This window comes from Blautia fusiformis, assembly GCF_020686995.1.
Lineage (GTDB): Bacteria > Bacillota > Clostridia > Lachnospirales > Lachnospiraceae > Blautia_A > Blautia_A fusiformis.
On record NZ_JAJEPT010000026.1, the window covers coordinates 1 to 22178 of the forward strand.

General features: G+C 45.3%; 17 protein-coding genes. 2 read left to right on the plus strand and 15 right to left on the minus strand.

Translation table 11 applies throughout. From position 1 onward, the window contains the following. From mmsB to LKD46_RS15740, 7 genes are all read right to left on the minus strand, one after another. Positions 1–1139, minus strand: a 1139-nt coding sequence (gene mmsB / locus LKD46_RS15710; RefSeq protein ID WP_227574342.1) for a multiple monosaccharide ABC transporter permease, incomplete at its 3' end; no start/stop codon positions are given. 4 nt (positions 1140–1143) lie between these two features. Beyond that, positions 1144–2682 (minus strand): multiple monosaccharide ABC transporter ATP-binding protein, encoded by a 1539-nt coding sequence (mmsA, locus tag LKD46_RS15715; protein WP_022426669.1) that lies wholly within the window; start codon positions 2680–2682, stop codon positions 1144–1146. Between the two features lie 85 nt (positions 2683–2767). After that, positions 2768–3796 (minus strand): multiple monosaccharide ABC transporter substrate-binding protein, encoded by a 1029-nt coding sequence (chvE, locus tag LKD46_RS15720; RefSeq protein WP_227574350.1) that lies wholly within the window; start codon positions 3794–3796, stop codon positions 2768–2770. 308 nt (positions 3797–4104) lie between these two features. Beyond that, positions 4105–5184, minus strand: coding sequence for a sugar ABC transporter substrate-binding protein (locus tag LKD46_RS15725; protein ID WP_022426667.1), 1080 nt, complete (start codon positions 5182–5184; stop codon positions 4105–4107). A gap of 5 nt (positions 5185–5189) precedes the next feature. Then, on the minus strand, positions 5190–6788 hold the full coding sequence (locus LKD46_RS15730) for a response regulator transcription factor (RefSeq protein ID WP_022426666.1): 1599 nt from the start codon (positions 6786–6788) through the stop codon (positions 5190–5192). Continuing rightward, the gene (locus tag LKD46_RS15735; protein ID WP_022426665.1) at positions 6766–8274 is read right to left on the minus strand and encodes a sensor histidine kinase; all 1509 of its coding nucleotides are present in this window, start codon (positions 8272–8274) and stop codon (positions 6766–6768) included. Before LKD46_RS15735 ends, LKD46_RS15730 begins: the two co-directional genes overlap by 23 nt. Further along, positions 8252–9280, minus strand: a complete 1029-nt coding sequence (locus LKD46_RS15740; RefSeq protein ID WP_022426664.1) for a sugar ABC transporter substrate-binding protein — start codon at positions 9278–9280, stop codon at positions 8252–8254. Before LKD46_RS15740 ends, LKD46_RS15735 begins: the two co-directional genes overlap by 23 nt. A gap of 141 nt (positions 9281–9421) precedes the next feature. On the opposite strand from LKD46_RS15740, the gene LKD46_RS15745 reads away from it, so the two are divergent. Together LKD46_RS15745 and LKD46_RS15750 are read left to right on the plus strand one after the other, a co-directional pair. Continuing rightward, positions 9422–10006 (plus strand): TetR/AcrR family transcriptional regulator, encoded by a 585-nt coding sequence (locus LKD46_RS15745; RefSeq protein ID WP_110103303.1) that lies wholly within the window; start codon positions 9422–9424, stop codon positions 10004–10006. 157 nt (positions 10007–10163) lie between these two features. Next, complete coding sequence (locus tag LKD46_RS15750) at positions 10164–12128, plus strand: oleate hydratase (protein ID WP_227574343.1); 1965 nt, start codon at positions 10164–10166, stop codon at positions 12126–12128. Positions 12129–12273: 145 nt separating this feature from the next. Here the strand turns inward: LKD46_RS15750 and larE are convergent, their stop codons facing one another. From larE to LKD46_RS15790, 8 genes are all read right to left on the minus strand, one after another. After that, on the minus strand, positions 12274–13101 hold the full coding sequence (gene larE / locus LKD46_RS15755; protein ID WP_227574344.1) for an ATP-dependent sacrificial sulfur transferase LarE: 828 nt from the start codon (positions 13099–13101) through the stop codon (positions 12274–12276). A 66-nt stretch (positions 13102–13167) separates the two neighbouring features. Continuing rightward, positions 13168–13968 carry an MBL fold metallo-hydrolase gene (locus tag LKD46_RS15760; protein ID WP_216416981.1) on the minus strand — a complete coding sequence of 267 codons (801 nt, stop codon included), beginning with the start codon at positions 13966–13968 and terminating at the stop codon, positions 13168–13170. Positions 13969–14400: 432 nt separating this feature from the next. Then, the gene (locus LKD46_RS15765; protein ID WP_227574345.1) at positions 14401–14760 is read right to left on the minus strand and encodes an inorganic diphosphatase; all 360 of its coding nucleotides are present in this window, start codon (positions 14758–14760) and stop codon (positions 14401–14403) included. Positions 14761–14860: 100 nt separating this feature from the next. Then, positions 14861–16465, minus strand: a complete 1605-nt coding sequence (locus LKD46_RS15770) for a xylulokinase (RefSeq protein ID WP_227574346.1) — start codon at positions 16463–16465, stop codon at positions 14861–14863. 18 nt (positions 16466–16483) lie between these two features. After that, positions 16484–17983 carry an L-arabinose isomerase gene (gene araA / locus LKD46_RS15775; protein WP_227574347.1) on the minus strand — a complete coding sequence of 500 codons (1500 nt, stop codon included), beginning with the start codon at positions 17981–17983 and terminating at the stop codon, positions 16484–16486. Between the two features lie 177 nt (positions 17984–18160). Beyond that, a complete protein-coding gene (locus tag LKD46_RS15780) occupies positions 18161–19255 on the minus strand; it encodes a GntR family transcriptional regulator (RefSeq protein ID WP_227574348.1) in 1095 nt (364 codons plus the stop codon). 267 nt (positions 19256–19522) lie between these two features. After that, the gene (melA, locus tag LKD46_RS15785; protein ID WP_118752814.1) at positions 19523–20848 is read right to left on the minus strand and encodes an alpha-glucosidase/alpha-galactosidase; all 1326 of its coding nucleotides are present in this window, start codon (positions 20846–20848) and stop codon (positions 19523–19525) included. 264 nt (positions 20849–21112) lie between these two features. Beyond that, positions 21113–22033 (minus strand): AraC family transcriptional regulator, encoded by a 921-nt coding sequence (locus LKD46_RS15790; protein WP_227574349.1) that lies wholly within the window; start codon positions 22031–22033, stop codon positions 21113–21115. Positions 22034–22178: the final 145 nt, after the last annotated feature.

A 22178-nucleotide genomic window follows, 5' to 3' on the forward strand; every position in this document is an offset into this window, starting at 1 on the left:
TCGAAGATAACCGCTGCCAGAAGAACCATACCTTTAACAACCTTCTGGATATTCTGGTCAATACCCATGATACTCATACCAAGATTCAGAACACCCATCAGAAGTGCACCAATGATAACACCAGGAACTGTACCGGTACCACCATAAGCAGAAGCACCACCAATAAAACAAGCACCGATCGCATCCATCTCAAAGTTTGTACCAGCCTGCGGGTTGGAAGAATTCAATCTGGCCATTGTCACCATACCTGCGATAGCAGCCAGAAGACCCATGTTCAAGTAAGCAAGGAAATAAACTTTGTTCGTATCAATACCGGAAAGCTTTGTTGCCTTCTCATTACCGCCAACTGCATAAAAATAACGACCTGTTGTAGTCTTGGAAGCAATGTATGTATAGATTGCGATGATCACTACAACCCAGAGAAGGGAATTCGGGATACCTTTGTACTGAGCAAGTCTGAACATGAATGCAAGAACAACTGCACAGATCAGAACCATCTTCACTGCAACACCACCGAAAGACTCAACACTGTAGCCTTTTTTTGCACGGTCTGCACGGTTTTTCATAACAAGTGCAACATAGACGATGCAGACAATAATGCCAACTACAAAACATGTTCTGTTAAATCCTTCACCTCCACCAAGGAAGTCCGGAATATAGTTATTGAACAGAGCCAGATAAGCATCCGGCATCGGGGCCAGGGTCTGTCCTTCCAGAACTACGTTGGAAAGGCCACGAAAAGCAAGCATACCTGCCAGAGTAACAATAAATGGAGGAATTCGTACATAAGCGATCCAGAATCCCTGCCATGCACCAATGGCAATACCCACAAGAAGCATCACGATCATAGTGAGATACGGGTTCATACTGTTGAGAACCATCATCTTACCACCGACAGCAGCAACAAAGCATACAACAGAACCAACTGACAGATCAATGTTACCACCTGTTAAAATACAGAACAGCATACCGGTTGCAAGAATAAATACATATGCATTCTGGGCTACCAGGTTATTTACATTCTGCGGAAGAAGCATAACGCCCTTTGTGTTCACAGAAAACATGATCACAACAAATACCAGAACAATGACCATGGTATATTTTTTTAATATTTCTGAAAAACTAATCTTTTTCTCCATCTTCTTACTCTCCTTTACCTGACTTCACGATCCTGGACATGATCAGCTCAGATGTAGCTTCCTCACCACTTACCTCACCTACGAATCTGCCCTCGTTCATGATATAGATTCTGTCTGACATTCCAAGCACTTCCGGAAGCTCAGAAGAGATCATGATCACAGATTTTCCTGCTGCGACCAGGTCATTGATGATACAGTAGATTTCATATTTGGCACCTACGTCAATACCTCTTGTAGGTTCATCCAAAATCAGAATATCCGGCTCTGCAAACATCCATTTTGCAAGAAGGACCTTCTGCTGATTACCACCGCTCAGGTTTCCGACATTCTGCTCAACTGTCGGACACTTGGTTTTCAGTTTCTTCCTGTATTCCTCAGCAACTGCGTATTCTTTATCCGTATCGATCACTTTTCCATTACTGATACCGGACATGTTTGCAAGCGTAGTGTTCATCTTTATGGACTTGGAAAGGATCAATCCGTTTCCTTTTCGATCCTCTGTAACATAGGCGAGCTTGTTGTCAATAGCCTCCTGAACTGTATTCAGCTTCACTTCTTTTCCATTCATGAACACCTGGCCGGAAATCTTAGTTCCATAGCTCTTGCCAAAAATACTCATGGCCAATTCTGTACGTCCTGCTCCCATCAGTCCTGAAATACCGACAACCTCTCCTTTATGTACTTTAAAGGATACGTTATTTACCACCTTACGTTCTGTATACAGAGGATGGTAAACATTCCAGTTCTTAACTTCCATGGAAACATCGCCGATCTTTACATTTGGACGTTTCGGGAACCGGTCTGTCATCTCACGTCCAACCATTCCCTGAATGATCCTCTGCTCAGAAAAATCGTCTTTCTTTTTATCCAGTGTTTCAATGGTAGATCCATCTCGGATAACTGTGATCTTATCTGCCACATAGGAAATCTCATTTAATTTATGGGAAATGATGATAGAGGTCATTCCCTGCTTCTTGAATTTCAGAAGAAGATCCAGAAGAGCTTTGGAGTCATCTTCGTTCAGTGATGCGGTAGGCTCATCCAGAATGAGCAGCTTTGCATTCTTTGCAAGTGCCTTTGCGATCTCAACCAGCTGCTGTTTACCTACACCGATATCCTTGATCAAAGTTCTGGAGGATTCCTCCAGTCCCACTATTTTCAAATATTTATCTGCTTCCCCATAAGTTTCATTCCAGTTAATGGAAAAGCTCCTGCCTCTTTCATTGCCCAGGTACATGTTTTCACCGATAGTCATATACGGGATCAGTGCCAGTTCCTGGTGAATGATCACAATTCCTTTATGTTCACTGTCTTTGATGGTGTTAAATTTACAGATCTCACCATCGTAAATAATATTTCCTTCATACGAGCCGTACGGATATATACCACTTAATACATTCATTAATGTAGATTTACCGGCACCGTTCTCACCTACCAGTGCGTGGATCTCGCCTTCCTCGACCTGGAGATTAACATTATCCAGTGCCTTTACACCTGGGAAAGTTTTGGTGATATTTTTCATTTCCAGAAGTATCTTAGCCAACTCAATTTCCCTCCCTTTCCACTGTTCATGCAGGCGGTTATATTCCCCGCCTGCATGTGATAAATTTCTTTCTTAAAAATTATGATTATTTGATCTGATCCTCTGTGTAGTATCCGGAATCGATCAGGATTTCTTTGTAGTTATCTGTTGTAACAACAACCGGATCGCAAAGGTATGTCGGGATGACACCTGTTCCGTTATCATAGGATTTTGTATCGTTCACTTCCGGCTCCTCACCTTTCATGATGGAGTCAACCATTTTTACTACTGCAGATGCAAGAGCTCTTGTATCTTTAAATACGGACATTGCCTGTTTTCCTGCTACAAGGTTCTTAACGTTCGGTGTATCACAGTCCTGACCGGTGATGATCGGATATTCTCCTGTGTAGGAAGCTGCCAGTGCATTCTCAACACCAAGGGCTGTGGAATCGTTGGAGCAGAGAACTGCGTCAAGGTTTGTTCCGTCAGAGTAGTTACCTGCGATGATGGTATCCATTCTGTCCTGTGCTTTTGCACTATCCCAGTTTGCGGTAGCAACCTGCTCGAACTCTGTCTGTCCGGATTTTACTACCAGCTTACCGTCATCGATGTATTTCTGGAGAACATCCATTGCACCACCGAAGAAGAAGTTACAGTTGTTATCACCAGGATCTCCTGTGAACAGCTCGATGTTAAACGGTCCATCCTGATTATCAAGATCCAGTGCGTCTACCAGGTACTCGCCCTGTTTCTGTCCTACTTTGTAGTTATCAAATGTTGCATAATAGGAAACTGCATCAGAATTCATAAGAAGACGGTCATAGGAGATAACCGGAATTCCTTTTTCTTTGGCCTGTTTCAGAGGCTCGCCAAGGCTGCTTCCGTCGATGGATGCCACAACCAGAAGGTCGCATCCGTTTGCTACCTGGTTCTCAAGCTGGGAAACCTGTGTGCTTACGTCGTTGGATGCATACTGAAGGTCTACTTCATATCCTGCTGCCTCCAGCTCTTTCTTCATGTTCTCGCCATCCTGGTTCCATCTCTGGAGATCCTTGGTCGGCATGGTAACACCGATCAGTTTCTTGTCTGCTGCCTGTGCTGTTGCTGCCGGAACTACCACCATACCAGCTACCATTGTTGCGCAAAGAAGTGCAGATACCATTTTTCTTTTCATTGTAAAATCCTCCGTTTCATTATTTGTTTTTTGAATCACGTTTCCTTCGATGATGTTACTATAGCACAGGACTGTCTGGACATAGTTGGCAATGACAGAGACATTTTTTTGCAAAAGAAAAATGCCCTGCATCAGGCAAGACATTTTTGCACCAAAAATCTGCTATTGATTTTTGTCATAATTGTGTATTATTGCACATATGGCTACACTGCCACATTACTTGCAGAATTTCACCACCACATATATGCCGGTATGCAATCTGTTCTGCATTACTCTGTATCATAATCTGTATTGAGATATACTTCATCCCTTCTGTGGAAACCGCCGTCAATGATCACCTCATCAATATTATCCCTTGTAACGGCAACCGGTTCCAGCACCTTCGCCGGGATATCGTAGCTTCCATCGTTCATGGTATCTGTCACATCTGACGGAAGCTTTCCCTCTTCTGCCATCTTCACCGCATATTCAGCTGCCTGGCATGCCAGATCTTCGATAGATTTAAATGCTGTCATGTACTGGGTTCCTTCTACAATACGCTGACATGCAGCCAGATCACCATCCTGGCCTACCACGATCACCTGTCCGGCAAGCTGGTTTTCCGCAAGAACCTGTATCACCTGGCTGGCAATATCATCATTTCCACACATGATTCCCTTTACATCGGGGTACTCTTCCAGTGCCTCCTCCACATAATCTGCTGCCAGCTCCGCGACCCAGCCCTCACAGTTGGCTTCGTAAACCACCTTCAGATCACTGTTTTTCAGAGTGTCTTCAAATCCCTCTTTTACCATGTCCACATTGTTATCTGAAGCAGATCCCTGGACCATAAAAATCTTTCCGCCATCAGGGATCGCTTCCATCATGGACTGTGCCATGACCTCTCCGACTTTCCGGTTATCAAAGGAAATATACATGTCTGTATCCGCATCATTTACCATACGGTCATAGGAGATCACCCTGATCCCTACATTGTGGGCACGCTCCACAGCCTCAGATAATGCCTTGCAGTCTCTGGCAATGATCACGATCACATCCATATGCTTCCTGATAAAATAGTCGATCTGGCTGATCTGCTCTTTTGTATCTGCTCCCGCATCCTGAACATTCACTTCCGCTCCCAATTCCCTTGCGGTTGCCACGAATGCATCCCTGTCACGAATCCACCTCTCAATAACAAAGGAATCCACTGTAAGACCGATCTGAATTTTCTTTTCACCACTGTCTTCCTCTGTATCGTTTTCCTGTGCAGCTGTCTGCTTTATTTTTTCGGAAGCACAGCCATTCAGCATCAATGTCAACAGACACAGCAAGATCAACAGCTTCCTGATCATTTTCCCCCCGCTCATATTGTCTACCTCAACCTCTCTCTGAATTCACTTGGTGTCACGCCTTCGTATTTTTTGAATATCCTGCTGAAATAATTGGGGTCGCTGTATCCGGATTCCGCACAGATCTCCTTGATGGAAAGCCCTGAATCTTTGAGAAGTTCTCTTGCATTCCGAAGCCGCACTTCTGTAAGATACTCGATAAAATTTCCTCCGGTCTCCTGCTTAAAAAGCTTGCTGAAATAATAAGGGCTGATATCCACCTCCCGTGACACCTCATCCAGTGAAATATCTTTTTTGTAATTGTCCCGAATATAGGACTTTGCTTTTTCGATAATAGAAACCGCTTCTTTTTCCCTTGCACTTTCCATGTTACTGCAGATTTCTGATGTTTTGCCCAGGAACCATTTTTTCATTCCTTCTATATCTGTATATTCCTGGATCTCATGAATATAATTTCTGCGGCAGCTGATCGCATATTTCACGGTACCTGCAAAAAAGGCCTTTTTTTCCACTCCCATCACAAGCTCCAGGATCTTGATGCGCATGTCCTCCAGATCTACTCCCGGCTGCTTCTCCATCCACCTGATAAATTCCTCGGCACAGCTTAAAGCTCCTGCCACATCCTTATCCATCACCCGCTTTTCATAGCGACGTTCCAGATCTCTTGGATATTCGCCGTCATATTTCTGTGCAGCCGGAACATCCTCAATATGTATAACATGGCTGGTGCTTTCCCGAAGTGCGATCATGGCCTCCTTGAAGGATTCTTTCATGGTGCTTCCCATCTCCTTCACCCGGCCGATACCACAGCGAAATTTACTGTCGATCCTGCTTTCCAGCTTATGTACCATGTTTCTGGTTCTTGTTACAACCTCCACACGTTCCTCATAGGACTCCCTGGAATTACGGTATGGAACAAGCAGTACAATACGGTTTCCCATAATGGGTCCTACCAGACATTCAAAAAATCCCTGAGCGATTTCCCGGAATGTGGAATAAAATTTGTTTGCCTTCACACTGGCCCCCACCGCATTGGTAAGAACGCCATTTTCCGTGGAATCCCCGAATTCAGCCACGATCATATATCCATATTCTTCCCGGATATCCAGAAGCTCCCTGTAATTATCCTGATATGTCTGAAAATCATCCTGCAGAAGAATATTATTGATATATCCGCTTTCGATCATGGGCACAACTGTCTCCAGCTTTTCACGGATACGGAGATCATCGCTTCGCTTCTGTCTTGTGTAATCTACCTTTTCCATAGCTTTGGAGCATGTTTCCAAAATCACCTTTTTGTTTACCGGCTTGGTAAGAAATTCCATAACTCCAAGATTTACCGCTTCCTTGGCATAATTAAATTTATCATAGGCTGTAATGATCACAAAGACCACAGATCTGTTAAATTTCTGAATTTCCCGGATTGCCTGGATCCCACTTAAGCCCGGCATCTGAATGTCCATAAAGCAGATATCCGGCGGATATTTCTCCGCCTCCTCCACAACCACACGGCCTGTCTTGGCTGTATGGATCTCACATTCATTTCCATAGTTGGAACTTATAATATTTTTCAGGGATTCCAGCATGATCCCCTCATCATCAGCAATCAGGATTCTGTACATTTTTTTCGCTCCTCTCCAGAGGAATATTGATCACTACCTCTGTTCCCATTCCTTCACCTTCACTGTATATTTCCATTAATCCGTCCCGCTCATAATATAGTTCCAGACGGCTGATCACATTATTCATTCCGATTCCCGTGGAATCACCCTCGCCTGAACTGCTGTGGACTTTTTTTGACAGTACTCTTTGTATCTGTTCTCCGGTCATGCCCAGTCCGTTATCCCGAACACTGATCTCAATATGGTCGTTCCATTTCTCCACACTGAGATCAATATGTCCTTCCCAATCTATATTCCGGATTCCATGATTGACTGCGTTTTCCACAACCGGCTGCAGGATCATACTGGGAACACGTACATTTTCCACATCACATTCCACTTTTTTTGAAAAATGGATGTCCCCGGCAAACCGTACATTCAGAATATAAATGTAATTATCCACAGCCTCCAGTTCTTCCTCCAGTGTGGCATCTTCCTCACCCTTCTTTACATTGTAGCGAAAAAAATCTGCCATCTTTTCCACAAAGATACTGGTTTTTTCTGCATCCTCCATCATTGCAAGCTGTACTCCTGCATTCAGGGAATTAAAAAGGAAATGCGGGTTGATCTGAGACTGGAGATACTTAAGCTGTGCCTCCTTGAGATGTGTTTCCATCAAAAGCTCCCTCTCTATCATCTGCTGTTCTTTTTCCATGCTGGCCTTTGTCCTGGCAATGTAAAGACCAAGATTATCCACCATGGTATTAAAGGCTCTTGTTACCGTTCCAAGCTCATCCCTGGAATCTGCTGGGGGCATCTTTACATTAAAATTCCCCTGACCTACCAGCTGTGCAGTTTCTGCCATATTAGTCAGCGGCAGGAACATCTCCCTTGTTGCCATGATCAGAAGGAACATTCCACAGATCACCACCAGAAGCATGATCATCATATTACTGATCTCCAGATATCTCATAACCGCCCGGAGAGCTGCATAAGTCTGGGAATTTTCTTTAAAAAGCTGCTTGTTCAGCTCATCCATAGAACTCTGGATATAACTGTAAAGCTCCAGACTTTCATCATATTCCTGCTTATATTTCTCCACATTCCTGCCTCTCTTGGCAGCTACAGTTCCTGCGGTACAGGAAAGATATGATTCCGACATCTTACGTATCTTCTTCTCCAGAAGTTTTACGGAATCATCAATATTCCGTTCATTTAACTTCTCCAGCTCCTGCCTGTATTTCGCCTCATTCTGATAATAATCCATCAGTGCCTGAGAGTTTTTTACCTTCAGATACTGGTACATACTGTCCTGCACATCGTCAAAAACCTGCCCAAGCTCTGTGATCTGGGCATTGCTGGCATACACATCATCCATCTCCTGCATGGAGTTGTTGATCCGCGCATAAAACAGCATGTTGATGCTGAACAGTAAAACTGCCAGCACGCCAACCTCGATCATGATCTTGCTTACAAGAGAAAAGTCACTCCAACGGATCTTTTTCATCTGTGACTGCCTCCCTCCTCATCTTCTTCACTGCTGTTCTGTCAAGAAAATTAATGTCTACGTTGTAGAAAGAATTGGTTCTTCCATCTTCTATATAGCTGGTAACTGCCTCCACACTGTACTGTCCCAGCTGGGTCGTGTCCACATCACAGGTAACTGAAATAACACCTTTTTCAACTGCCGCCAGAATATCCTCAGATGTATAATAACCAATGATCTTCACTTTTCCTGCAAGGTTGAAATCCAGAATTGCCTGTCTTGCACACTCCGTTGTCTCCTCATCCATACACACAAGGATATCCGGAACATTCCGCTTCTGCTGAAAAATATCAGTAACTGCCTCCTCTGTTTCAAAGGTTCCTGTTGACAGAAGATTCCTTCCCTTGATCTCAATATCCTCAGAACCAGCTGCCATCTTCACCGCATTGCTGATCTGAGTGTATATCTGACTTTCGTTCATATCATCAATGTCCCGTTTCTGCAGGATCAGGATCTTCTTCGTGTTCTCATCCACGTATTTGGCAACAATTTCCCCGTAAGCCATGCCAAGCTGATAATCGCTGACTCCCACAAAGCTCTGGCGGCGGCTGTGCACCGCATCACTCATGACTGTAACCACCGGTATTCCGTTTCTTACTGCAGTATTGATTGCTTCTTCCAGACCGGCTTCTCCATTATACTGCAGGATAATACCATCCGCCTTGGCCGCAATACTCATATTCATATAATCAAGTTTATCATAGGATGTTTCTCTGTCCGGCCCCATGATCTCAATCAGTACATTATTGGGAGCTGCTTTTTTCTTCGCACTGTCATATACTGCCTGCCAGAACTGGGAATCGGGGCTGTCCACGATCATGTCATACTGATATTTATATATTTTCTCTTCCTGTTTATCCAACCCTGCTTTTTCACTGATTCCTCTGTAATAGGATTCTCCTGTCACATAAGTAAGTACTATCACGGCAGCAAAGATCAGCAGGATACAAACTGATTTTTTCTTCATAGTACGCTCCGTTCTGTTCCGCAAAATATTCCAGGTTCAGTCTATCATAATTTCACAGAAAAGTCACTGTTTAACATGGATTTTCTGTGCACTTTCATGTTATATTAATAACTATAACCTTGCCAAAGGAGGCCGCAAGACATGACAAACGCAACCAAGCTTGCCCTGGAAGAATCCCTGAAACATCTGCTTCTTAAGAAGCCTTTAGATAAGATCACCATCAACGACCTGACTACGGACTGCGGGATCAGCCGCATGACTTTTTACTATCATTTCAAAGATATCTATGATCTTGTGGAGTGGTGCTGTCTGGAAGATGCCAGAATTGCCCTTCAGGGCAAAAAAACCTCTTCCACCTGGCATGAAGGGCTTCTGCAGATCTTTGATGCCGTGATGGAAAACAAGCCGTTTATCTTAAATGTATACCGCTGCGTGGGGCGGGAACAGATCGAGAATTATCTGTTCCAGCTTACCTACGATCTTCTTATGGGCGTGGTAACAGAAAAATCAAAAGATATCCCCATCACGGATGAACAGAAAATTTTTATCTCAGATCTATATAAATACAGCTTTGTAGGGATCATGCTGGACTGGATCAAAAACGGCATGCGCGAAGATTATCGCGAAATCGCAGATGATACCGCAACCGCACTGTACGGAAGCATCGACAACGCCATCCGCAATTTTGCCGCCAGAAACAAAACAGCAGAAATGCATACAGAATAAAAACTTATCAAAACAGACATAATGATAAAAAACTGAACACTTTCGGTATTTTGTAAATAGAATCTTTTTTCCGGATGGGCTATCATAGCCTCAACAGCAACAAAGAACAGTTAATCCGATACAAACAGGTATCTCATTTACGAAAGGTGGATGTCATATGTCAGATAAAAAAGGATTCATGGGACTTGCAGCACTTGCGGCAGCCGGAGCCGGCGCAGCCATGCTGATGAAAAAAACAAGAGAGATCAACGAAGAGGAAAACCTCCATGTGAAAGAAACTACTACAAACTACCGCAACACCGAGCGTGGAAAGCATGACAAAAACAGCAAAGGGATTTATTATTCCAACGGTAACTACGAAGCCTTTGCCCGTCCGGAAAAACCGGAAGGTGTGGACGACAAGCATGCCTACATTGTAGGAAGCGGTCTTGCTTCCCTGGCTGCTGCATGCTTCCTGGTAAGAGACGCACAGATGCCAGGTGATCATATCCACATCCTGGAAGCCATGGATATTGCCGGAGGTGCCTGCGATGGAATCTTTGATCCGTCCAGAGGCTATATCATGCGTGGCGGTCGTGAGATGGAAAACCATTTCGAGTGCCTGTGGGATCTTTTCCGCAGTATTCCTTCCCTTGAAAAACCGGGTGCTTCTGTTCTGGACGAGTTCTACTGGCTGAACAAGCACGACCCGAACTATTCTCTCTGCCGTGCAACCGTCAACCGTGGACAGGATGCCCACACCGACGGAAAATTTAACCTGAGCCAGAAGGGCTGCATGGAGATCATGAAGCTGTTCATGACAAAGGATGAGGATCTTTACGATAAAACCATCGAAGATGTATTTGATGATGAAGTGTTTGATTCCACCTTCTGGCTGTACTGGAGGACCATGTTCGCATTTGAAAACTGGCACAGTGCTCTGGAGATGAAGCTTTACTTCCAGCGTTTTATCCACCACATTGCAGGTCTTCCGGATTTCAGCGCCCTGAAATTCACCAAGTACAACCAGTACGAATCCCTGATTCTTCCCATGAAAAAATATCTGGAGGATGCAGGTGTTGACTTCCAGTTTAATACTGAGGTCACAAACGTGATCTTTAATTTTAAAGATGGCAAAAAGATCGCCACTGCTATCGAATGCAAGGTAAAAGATGTGGAGCAGGGCATCCTTCTTACAGAAAATGATTATGTTTTCGTCACTAACGGAAGCTGTACAGAGGGTACGATCTACGGCGGCCAGAACCACGCGCCAAACGGCGATGCGGAGGTCCGTACCAGTGGCGTTTGGTCCCTGTGGAAAAATATCGCGGCTCAGGATCCGTCCTTCGGACATCCGGAGAAATTCTGCTCAGACATTGCCAAGACAAACTGGGAATCCGCTACTGTCACCACTCTGGACGACCATATCATCCCGTATATCACCAACATCTGCCAGCGTGACCCACGTACCGGCAAGGTTGTTACCGGCGGTATCGTAAGCTGCCAGGATTCCAAGTGGCTCTTAAGCTGGACCATCAACCGTCAGGGACAGTTCAAGGATCAGGACCCGAAAAAGGTCTGCGTATGGGTTTACGGACTGTTTACCGATGTTCCTGGTGACTATATCAAGAAACCGATGAAAGATTGTACCGGTAAGGAAATTACCGCCGAGTGGCTGTACCACCTGGGTGTTCCGGTAGATCAGATCGACGATATGGCAGAAAACAGCGCTGTCTGCGTTCCGACCATGATGCCGTACATCACCGCATTCTTCATGCCCCGTACCAAAGGTGACCGCCCGGATGTTATCCCGGATGGCTGTGTAAACTTTGCATTCCTGGGCCAGTTTGCGGAAACTCCTCGTGATACCGTATTCACAACAGAATATTCCGTACGTACTGCAATGGAGGCTGTATACGGACTTTTCGGTGTAGACCGTGGGGTTCCGGAAGTATGGGGAAGCGTTTACGATATCCGTGAGCTTCTGGACAGCAGTGTGAAGCTGATGGACGGAAAATCCCCGCTGGAGATCCAGCTGCCAGGGCCGCTAAATGCACTGAAGAAACCACTTCTTAATGTTGTGAAGGGTACTGTGGTTGAGAAGGTACTGCGGGATCATGATGTGCTGAAGGATTATATGTAAGATATACAGCCTGCCAGACAGATATTCTCAATCCGAAAATTGAGATTTGAACACAGTAACGGAGCCTCCGGTTCTATTCGTGCAGCAATCCCCCAGAAATACTTCTCGCGCGGTATTTCCGGGGGATTATTTTATTTTCTGATACTTATTTTCCCAGTGTTTCATTCATACTTCCGGAACGGAAGCCCTGAAGATCCAGAGTCACGTAAGAAAATCCCAATGTGCGGAATTTCTCTGTGATCTTTGTTCTTGTTTCATTATCTGCAATTTTCAGGATCTCTTCTTCTGGAACCTCGATCCTTGCCATGGTACCGTGGATGCGAACACGGAACTGATGGAATCCCAGATCCATCAGAAACTGCTCGGCCTGATCTACCATGTGAAGCTTCTCCTTGGTAATGGTCTCACCGTATACAAATCTGGAAGCAAGACAGGCAAAAGACGGCTTGTTCCAGGTAGGAAGATTCATCTCCTTTGACAGTTCACGGATCTCTTCTTTATAGAGTCCGGCTTCCTGAAGGGGACTTCGCACACCAAGTTCCTGGATAGCTCTTTTTCCCGGACGGTAGTCGCCCAGATCATCCATGTTGGAACCTTCCGCAAGCACATTGATGTTGTTCTTTTTCGCTACTTCCCATAATCTGGTAAAAATGCCTTTTTTGCAGATGTAGCAGCGATCCGGAGGATTCTGGCGAAATCCCGGAATCTCAAATTCATTAAGCTTGCATATCTCCTGATGAATGTGATTTTCCCTGCAGAAATCCTCGGTTTCTTTCCTCTCTCTTTCTGTAAAGGAGCAGGGGCATGCAGTGATGGCTATGGCCTTATCGCCAAGTGTCTCCTGCGCCACTTTCAGAAGAAATGTGGAATCCACTCCGCCCGAAAACGCTACCGCCACACTTCCGAATGAACGGAGGATTTCCTGAAGTTTTTCATATTTTTTCTCAAGGGTGATTCGGTCTGTTACTGGCATATGTTCTGTCACCTCAAAACCGGGAATGCCACCACAGTCTCATTCCCGGTCCTTTATCTATATTTCTTACATCTCGATCACATCAAGATCATCCGGAATAAACAGATTTCCGTGATAATACTCTCTGCCTTCTGCTCCGTAAAGCTCTTTACGTTTCTTAATGTTCTTATCCTCTGTGTGATACAGGACAAGATTCTTAACTCCAAGGTTCTCAGCCAGCTCACTGGCATCCTTAACCGTAGAGTGGTGTTTCTCATAAGGATTGAAGATATCACGCTGTCCATACAGACAGAATGCTTCGTGGAACATCCAGTCGCTGCCTTTTGCGTATTTCTCTTCACATTCATTGTATGGTTCGTCACCGCAGCAGGTAAGTACCTTACCACCGTCATAGATCATCTGGAAACCGAACTGTTTCGCCTTGGTGGAACCGATATCAAAGAAGGTCACTTTCTTATTAAGAATTGTTTTTTCCTCGCCGTCTTTTACCTCGATCAGATGAAGTCTGTCACCGATGTACTGTGTCTCCTTCTTATTCAGAAGCTTAAATGCCATGTCTTTCAGAAGTCCGATCACTTCATCATGAGCATAGATGTTTGCCTCGCCCTGATAAGTACCTTTTTTCATGTTCTGGCAAATGATGCGGATCACCCACACGATTCCCATGATATGGTCTACGTGCTTATGTGTAACAAAGATCTCATGAACATCCATCAGATCAACACCTGCTTTTTTCAGCTGGGAAAGCACCGTATTTCCGCCGCCTCCGTCAACCAGAAAATGGCCGTACTCATCGCTGAGTACAAAACATGTATTGTAGCACTCTGTTACCAGTGCGTTACCTGTTCCAAGCATGGTTAATTTCATTCTGTTCTCCTCCTGTATAGCCCTGGTCATCAAACATTTTGCCACCCATCATTCTGTTCTCTGACCGGCTGTCCCTGATCGTATTACAGACACATATACAACCGTTTATTTTTTTGTTTTTTAATTTTTTCTGTGTTTTTCGTGTCCAATGATAACATTACGGAGAAATATTTTCAATAAAATCCATTCATTTTCATAGCAGAAAAATCAATCCACAGATCTTCATAAATTCCTGCTTTCACAGAGTCCTGTAATGTATATGGTTCCGAGGTTCCATGTTCAAAATTATATACCAGAACAAGATTCTTATCCGGATCTACCAGAATCATAACAGTTTTATTACATTCTTACAAGACAGCTTTTCATATGAATCCTATCCAAAAACAGGAGCAGTCACATGGCATGCCATGTCTGCTCCTGTTTTTAATTTTCTTATTCCAGCATTTCTATTTCTGTCTCAAAATACTGCTCCTGAAACCGAACCTGTTCCATGATATCCTGTGCTGTCATAGTCATATCTTCCGGCACTGCCACCCATTTATCTTCCACATCATTGAGGCGGTGGACGATGGCGATCACTTTTCCTGTAAATTCTTTTACAGGGTGATCAATGCCAAGAACGTAGACGTCCTGTTCCTCTCCGTCCGGGGCGATGATTCCTTCAATGTAACCATAATTTACCGGATAAAAAAGATCTTTGTGTTCCGGATGGCAGGTATTCATTGGACGATCGATCACGACATGAACCATCTGGCCGGATGTTGGTTTCTTTTCGTGGCTACTCTCGTTCATTCATTTTCCTCTCTGGACACAGAGCAGAAATCCGACAGATTTCCCTCTGTTTTTCCTCGTATCCGAAAACAGGTATTCTCATTTCCGCACATCCTGCATTTTACCAGATTTCGGATTCCACTGCTGCTCTCTCAATGCCAAGACCTTTCATATACCGGTCCATAAATGCGTTGAATCCTTTCACGCCTTCGGCTTTCGGCGCCAGTGTGCTGCCTTCATTTCCTTTGAAAACATTTTCATCCAAGAAATCTGCAAGATCTTCGCCGTCTTTTTTGTTGATCAGATAGGAAGCCAGAAGCGCGATTCCCCAGGCTCCGCCTTCTCCTGCTGTGGACATTACAGATACCGGGGCATCTACCGCATCTGCAAGGATCTGCTGGCCGACACCCTTTGTCTTAAAGAGGCCGCCGTGGCCCAGAAGCTTATCGATCTTTACCTGCTCCTGATTCAGAAGGATATCCAAACCTACACGCATGGCGCCGAGGCAGGTGTAAAGATTATTTCGCATAAAGTTTGCCAGTGTAAATCTGCTCTCAGGAGAACGTACAAACAGTGGACGTCCCTCTTCAAAACCGGTCATATGCTCACCGGAGAAATAACAGTAGGAAAGAAGACCGCCACAGTCCGGATCGCCCTCCAGTGCTTTGTTATAAAGAGTTCCGAACAGTTTGTTCGTATCTACTTCCATGCCCATAGCTTCTGCAAATTCCTTAAACACATTTACCCATGCGTTCAGATCCGACGTACAGTTGTTGGAATGTGCCATGGCAACCGGATCTCCTGCCGGAGTTGTTACCATATCGATTTCTTTGTACGGTTTGGAAAGAGCCTTTTCCAGAACGATCATGGCAAATACGGATGTTCCGGCGGAAACATTTCCGGTACGCTGACGTACACTGTTTGTGGCAACCATACCGGTTCCTGCGTCTCCCTCAGGCGGGCACATGGGAATTCCGGCTTTCAGCTTTCCGCTTACATCCAGAAGCTTTGCGCCTTCCTCAGTAAGAACTCCTGCATCCTGACCTGCCACCAGAGCTTTCGGCATAATATCGCGGAGTTTCCATGGGAATCCATAAGGCGCAACCAGTTCATCGAACTTCCGCACCATCTCCTCGTTGTAGTCCTTCGTTTCACTGTCGATCGGGAACATACCTGCCGCATCACCGATACCAAGAACTCTTTTTCCGGTGAGTTTCCAGTGCACATAGGCTTCCAGAGTGGTGATATAATCGATATCTTTTACATGCTCCTCACCGTTAAGGATCGCCTGATACAGGTGTGCGATGCTCCATCTCTGAGGGATATTGTAATGAAAAAGCTCTGCCAGCTTCTCAGAAGCTTCTCCCGTGATATTGTTTCTCCAGGTGCGGAAAGGAACCATCAGCTCTCCCGCTTTATTAAAGGGCATATATCCGTGCATCATGGCACTGACACCGAAAGCACCTACGCTTGTCAGTTCCACGCCGTATTTCTCCCGGACATCTTTTGCCATATCCTGATAGCTGGCCTGAAGGCCCTTCCAGATCTCCTCCAGGCTGTAGGTCCAGATTCCGTCCACATACTGGTTCTCCCATCCGTAACCGCCGGATGCGATCGGCTGATTTTTGTCATCTACCAGAACTGCCTTGATCCTTGTGGAACCAAACTCAATACCAAGAGCTGTACGGTTCTCAAGAATGGCTGTTTTTGCCTCGTTTACTCCCATTTTAAAAAACCTCCCGTATTATTTGCTGAAATACATGCTGTTCCATCTCAGCTCATTCTGCAGATTCCGGATCGTTGTATCACCATCAATATAAACAGCTTCAATACCCATAGCTGCTGCCCAGTCGCCCATCTGCTCTGCGGTCAGATCATAGGTAAATGCAGTATGGTGTGCGCCGCCAGAAAGGATCCAGGCTTCTGCTGCCGTGGAAAGATCCGGCTTCGGTGTCCAGAACGCCGTACCTACCGGAAGTGCAGGCATTGGTTTCTCTGTCTTCTTGCACTCCACTTCATTGATCAGCAGGCGGAAACGATCTCCCAGATCAACCAGGGATGTGGCGATAGCCGGGCCTGTCTTGGATGTGAATACCAGTCTTGCCGGATCCTCACGGTCTCCCATGGAAAGCGGGCAAACTCTCATGCTGACTTTTCCCTCTGCAACAGAAGGGCAAACCTCAAGCATATGTGCCTCAAGGATTCCCTCTTTGCCAGGTACCAGATTGTATGTGTAATCCTCCATAAAGGAAGTACCTTTTGCATCTTTTTTGCCGGCGCTCATGATCTTCATCAGGCGAACCATGGCTGCTGTTTTCCAGTCACCCTCGCCACCGAAGCCATAGCCTTTTTCCATCAGTCGCTGGATTGCAAGTCCCGGAAGCTGCTTAAGGGATCCCAGATCACCAAAGTGTGTTACGATAGCCTGGTAGTTTTTTTCCTCAAGAAAGCGCTCAAAACCAATCTCAATTCCCGCCTGGACTGCTACATGCTTCTTAAATTCCTCAGGGTCACGTCCATCCAGAATCATATCGTATTTATTATAATATTCTTCTACCAGAACATCAATATCTCCCTGGCTTACATCCTGAACATATTCTGCGATCTCATTAACCGGATAAGCATCGATCTCCCATCCGAATTTCATCTGAGACTCAACCTTGTCGCCCTCTGTTACGGCTACATTTCTCATGTTATCCGCAACACGGCATACACGAATATGGCTGCTTTCCATGATACCAACTGCAGTACGCATCCAGGATGCCAGACGCTCCTGGACCTTTTTGTCTGCCCAGTGTCCTGCAATGACCTTACGCTCGATTCCCATTCGGGTTACCATATGGCCAAACTCACGGCCGCCATGTGCGGACTGGTTCTCATTCATAAAGTCCATATCAATGGTATCATAGGGAATCTCCACATTGAACTGTGTATGAAGGTGACACAGCGGTTTACGATACTCTTTGAGACCAAGAATCCATGATTTTGCCGGGGAAAATGTATGCATCCATGCGATCACGCCGGCACAATTTTCATCTGCATTGGCATCATTAAAGGTTTTACGGATCAGCTCATTTGTGATCAGCGTTGGTTTCCATACAACTTCAAACGGAAGTACGCCGGATTTGTTCAGCTCCTCTACAATGATCTTAGAATGCTCGGCTACCTTGCGGAGACACTCATCTCCGTAAAGATCCTGTGAACCTGTGCAAAACCAGAATTTGTAATCTCTTCCTGTTTTCATGCGAAAAATCCTCCTTAAAATAAAATTAATATCATATGCATAACATTCCTGAAAATCTGCTGCCCGGTTCTGATGCCAACATGCGTCCGATCTTCTGAAATGTTATAGGGTTCTCTGTAATCTACATCGCTTCATTCTCTAATAAAACGATCTGATAAAACGGTTATGTATCTGTGCTCACGCCCCTGCTTTCACGCTGCTGCCCCGCACAATCAGTTCCGGCCGGATCAGCCGTTCCACTGTACTTTCTTCATCCGGCACGCCACTTAATTTTTCCAGGAGAAGCTTCGCCGCCATCTCCCCCAGTTTTTCCTGGGGATGGGTGATGGTGGTAATGCCCTGTCCCTGTCTTGCGTACAGTGAATTGTCATAGCCGGTCACTGCAACATCTTCCGGGATCTTTTTGCCCTGACGTTCCAGTTCTTCCATGACCTGGACAGCGATCTGGTCGTTGTAACATACGATCCCATCCGGAAGACTGTTCTGTCGGACCATGTTCCGTACCATAAGAGCCGGCTTTTTTCGCCGGTCTTCGGTGTGAAACCAGACCACCTTATCCGGGTCATAGGCAATTCCATGCTCCTGCAAAGCCTTCACATAGCCCTTATGCCGTTCGATTCCCTGACGGTCATCTGCCTTGAAAAAACCTGCGATGTCACGTCTGCCGGAATCCAGGAGATGCTTTGTAACAAGATAACCGCCACCTGCATCATCCATGAGGATATGGGGTTTTTCCTGCATCTCTGTATACAGTCCCTGGATAAAAATATATGGGATCTGATATTTGTCCAGTGTTTCGTACAGACTTACATGTCTGCACAACAGCTCGCTTTTGCTGGGTTCAATGATCAGTCCGTCAATCCCCTTACTGATCAGCTCTTCCAGGAATCTTGCCTCCTTCTGACGACTGTTTCCTGTATTTTTGAGGATGATACTGTACCCATTATCGGACAGTACCTCATCAATCCCCTGGATCAGCCTGGGAAAAATATAATCCGAGATATATGTAGTTACCACTGCGATGTTTCCGGTCCCGTGGATCTGACGGAGTACATCCGCACAGAAGGTTCCTTTTCCCTGAAAGGATTCTATGTATCCATCTCCTGCCAGAATCCCCAGAGCCTTTCGCACCGTATGCCTGCTCAGCCCGTAGCGGACACTGAGCTGGTTTTCAGAAGGAAGCTGCTCACCCGGACGAATCTTTCCGGAAAGAATGTCTGTTTTCATTTCTTCCATCAGTGCATAATATTTTGCTTTTCCGTTTTCTGCCATAAGCTGCTCCCTTCGTTTGTATTATTCTTCCTTCAAACATCGGATGTAAAACGGATATTTATATTTTGATCTGTATTTATCCTGTTAATTTCATCTGTAATCATTTTATAACTTGTATATACATACGAACAAGTTGTTTTTATTATTTATCCAAAGTTCCATATAAAGAAAGACCGGAACACCCTCCCCATTCTGGTGTTCCGGCCTTTCTATGCTGCCTTGCATATTTATTTCAAAGTTTTTGCTGCCTTCCGATCATTTCCTGCCTTAGCGGTACATCTTCATATAATCCCCGTGTGCCTCGATCAGCTCATCACACATTGCCTGGATGTCTTTGATGTTCAGCTCTGCACCTGTGTGCGGGTCCATCATGGCTGCCTGATAGATTTTCTGGCGGTCTTTGGTCACTGCTGCCTCAATAGCAAGGAGCTGCGGGCTGATATTGGATGAATTCATAGCTGCCAGCTGTGTAGGAAGCTTGCCCACTTTTACCGGATGTACACCGGTTCCGTCGATATAGCATGGAACCTCTACGCAGGCATCTGACGGAAGGTTATCGATGTAACCGTTGTTAAGAACATTTCCACCGATCTTGTACGGTGTGTTTGTAACAACAGCCTCCATGATATAAGAAGCATACTCTTTACTTCTCTCATGGCCGATCTTGCCATCCTTGAGGATATCCTCGCGCTCTTTTTCCCAGCCCTCGATCTGTTTGATACATCTTCTCGGATATTCGTCAAGCGGAATATTGAACTCCTCGATCATCTCCGGATATTTGGATTTAATGAAGAACGGATTATACTCTGCATTGTGCTCACTGGACTCTGTGCAATAGTATCCAAGATGACGGATATACTCATAACGCACCATGTCCTCATGCTTCTCACCGGAGGTATTCTTCTCCTCGGCAATTCTGCGGATCTCCGGATACAGATCATTTCCGTCTTTGTCGTGGATCTCAAGGAGCCACGCCATGTGGTTGATACCTGCGATCAGCTCAGTACGTCCCTCAATCTTGTCTTCCATTCCCATTCCCTCAAGAAGCTTCTGGGAACATACCTGTACGCTGTGGCAGAGACCTACCGTGCGAATCTTTGTGAAACGCTGCATATAGCCGGTAAGCATTGCCATAGGGTTGGAGTAGTTCAGGAACAGAGTGTTCGGGCAGACCTCTTCCATGTCGCGCGCAAATTCTTCCAGAACCGGAATGGTACGAAGTGCACGCATGATTCCGCCGATTCCCAGGGTATCTGCGATTGTCTGTTTGATGCCGTATTTCTTCGGAATCTCAAAGTCTGTTACGGTACATGGCTCATAGCCGCCTACCTGGATGGCATTAACTACGAAATCTGCATCTCGAAGTGCATCTTTACGGTTCTCTGCACCGAGATAGGTCTTGATCACTGCGCGGTCCTCGTTTACGTTGTGGTTGATGGCACTTAAGATAATTCTGGAATCCTCCAGTCTCTTCTCGTCAATATCATAAAGTGCGATCTCGCTCTCGCGAAGTGCCGGTGTACACATACAGTCACCAAGTACATTTCTTGCGAAAACCGTGCTTCCTGCTCCCATAAATGTAATTTTGATCATGTTCGTTCCTCCTGCCTGTCTTTTTGGATTTTTCTGTGACAGATTTTTCTGTTCTTGGCAAAAATCCTGATTTTCTGCTGATTCTGCGGCGCAGCCCCGCTTCGTTATTATTATGGTTTTATGATACTACCGGAAGCATCTTTAAAATATGTACTTTGATGTCAATAATTGTTGTTTTGTTGCATGAAATATATCTTAATTCAGACAGAGAGTTGTTATTTTTTATCGCAAAGATCTGCCAGCAACAAAAGGTACTGCCAGTTATCAGGCCTCAGATTCCGTATAATCGCCCTTCTTTCCATTCACTACAAGTCTTCTCTTTTCTTCCTTGTATTCTCTCGGACTTCTTCCTGTTCTTGCCTTGAATACCTTGGAAAAAGCCAGCGGATCTCCATACCCTACTCTTGCAGCCACTTCACTGACCTGAATATCTCCGTTTTTCAGAAGAGTTTTCGCCTTCTCAATGCGAAGATTCATAAGGTATTCCTGCGGCGAGCATCCAAGGCTTTTTTTAAACGAGCTGGTAAGATAGCTCCGGTTGACGCCAATGCGGTCTGCCAGCTCATTGATCTTCAGCCGCTTGTCAAAGTTAGCTGCAATGTAATCCACTGCATGCTCCACATAAACGGAATTTGGATATCTGTGGGATGGGAGAAGCTTGCCTTCTCTCAGACATGCATCCCGGTTATCTGTGATCAGGTCAGAAAAAAGAAGCATCAGAAGTCCGTTCCGTTTCAGTTCATTTTCAAAAACGAGCTTGTTGGTCTGGACCATTGCATCAATATATTTTGCAGCATTTTCCATGCAGTGGATCCTTCGGACCGGATTTTCCCGGCTGAAGCCGCTTACATGGATCACTTCCTCCGCAGTCATTCCCTCAAATCCTACCCAGCGATATGTCCAGGGATTGTCCATGTCTGCCTCATACCAGGCCTCCACACTGGATGGGATCAGAAATGCTTCTCCACCTGTCAGATGATACTGATGGCCATCCATCTCAAAAACTCCGCTTCCGGATTCCACGATATGAAGTACATGAGAGATCCTTTTATTTGGTCCAAATCGATGTCCCGGATCGCATTTTTCCCACCCACAATAAGTAAGACAGAGATCCACCGCACCTTTCTTTAAATTCTCCAGACATTTAAAGCTGTCCGAGCTTGTAAAACCAACTGTGTGAAGCAACTTGTCACCTCCCTGATGTCATATATTATGTTTCCGCCTGTGAGCTGCTTCGCCACCCAATAACAGGCCGCCATATCCGGCGGCCTGTTATTTTTCTGGTCAGGCGGATGTTTTTCTGCAGATAATTTTTATTCCATCATTTACA